At 46.8% G+C, this 1,314-nt stretch carries 1 protein-coding gene; it reads right to left on the bottom strand.

Going from position 1 to position 1,314, the window contains the following annotated elements; translation table 11 throughout:
• Positions 1-1,314, bottom strand: a 1,314-nt coding sequence (locus tag KDK19_RS07430) for a hypothetical protein (protein ID WP_257291658.1), incomplete at both ends; no start/stop codon positions are given.

Here is a 1,314-nt window from a genome sequence, read left to right as displayed (position 1 = left end):
GAGTTGGTCATTGACATTATGGAAGTCTTTGGGAAATTTTTTATGTATGTCGAAAGTCTCCAAATCTTTTGGGTATAGTGTGGTGTCCAGTTTTCCATTTTGCTTTATGTGTTCTGAGTAACACTCATCAGAAGGAGTAAATGTACAATGATCTGTGGCCTCGTGAGGTTGTATGGCTGTCCAGTACAGAATTTCCTCAGCTGTGCGTGTCAGCCAGGAACGGTATGTTGTTTCGTCAACCCCCATAAATTCTGGCAGTCTTGACCTGGACGGCCATTCTTTTTCTTTTGCGAACAGGCCTGACAGATATTCGTTCAGTAGTTGCTCAATAAAATTTTCTGTCTCTTTCACGGCTTGTTTATTTTGATAATGATAATCTGGGGAGTCCCGACGCAAGCGTGACCTTAACATCACGGCTGCCAGCAAGTTTTCGCACAGGGAATTGACAAAACTTAACCGCTGTAAAACCTCGGGTGTATAACCCGACGTTTTTGAGTCCCTGGCAGTGAGGCCGCTTTTCATAGAGCCATAGAACTCAACATCGCCCCAATCCCGTAAACCATCCCAACCAAAATCAGGGCGTTCAATGGCTTTAACCCAGCCTCCAAAGGTTCCGGGTAATGGCAAGGCAAAACAATCGGAGTTACCCAACAATGGGCTAAGGAACAGCCAACGACGTCCGGTATCGTGAAAGGCCGGAATCGTTGATGTGGGCATAACGCCAAGGTTGCCATTAAGTACGCCAATGTCGTGAATGGCGTTCAACAAGCCACGCTCTGCGATCGCATAAGGGGTGCTGCTTCCATCAGGAGTATGAGCGTATTTACCGTAGTTTTTTGTCGCTTTGAAGTGGTAGACCCGGTAGGCTTTTTCACCATTAGCATTGTTGATCCGTTGTAAACGATCAGTGAAATCCCGGATATTTTCGGGAAGATCCTTTTCCAGTAGGATGAGGTACTGGCCAAAACGGGGTAGCTGACTTTTACAGCGTTTATTAAGCACTCTGGCAATAAATTGATGCATAATGCCTTCTTGCGCCAGGGTGGCTATGGACTCTCCAAGTCGCTGGAACTTATAGTAATCAACTCGCTTACCATTGCGTACTGCCAGTGTACGACCACCCACGACGGTCCCTTTTTCCTCAAATAGCGACAAGGAATGTTGATACTGACCGCGATAAACCTCTTCAAAGTGTGTGCGACCTGCACGGTCAAATTCCGATTGCAACTGACGACTGGCGTCTTTATCCGCAAACCGATAGCCATAGGCGTGGAGAGACACCAGCAACTTGAATGCCGAAGTATTGGGTTGTTG

The organism is Endozoicomonas sp. ONNA1, from assembly GCF_024606325.1.
Taxonomy (GTDB): domain Bacteria; phylum Pseudomonadota; class Gammaproteobacteria; order Pseudomonadales; family Endozoicomonadaceae; genus Endozoicomonas_A.
Note: the sequence above shows the minus strand (reverse complement) of the source record. Positions and strands in the feature narration are given on the sequence as shown.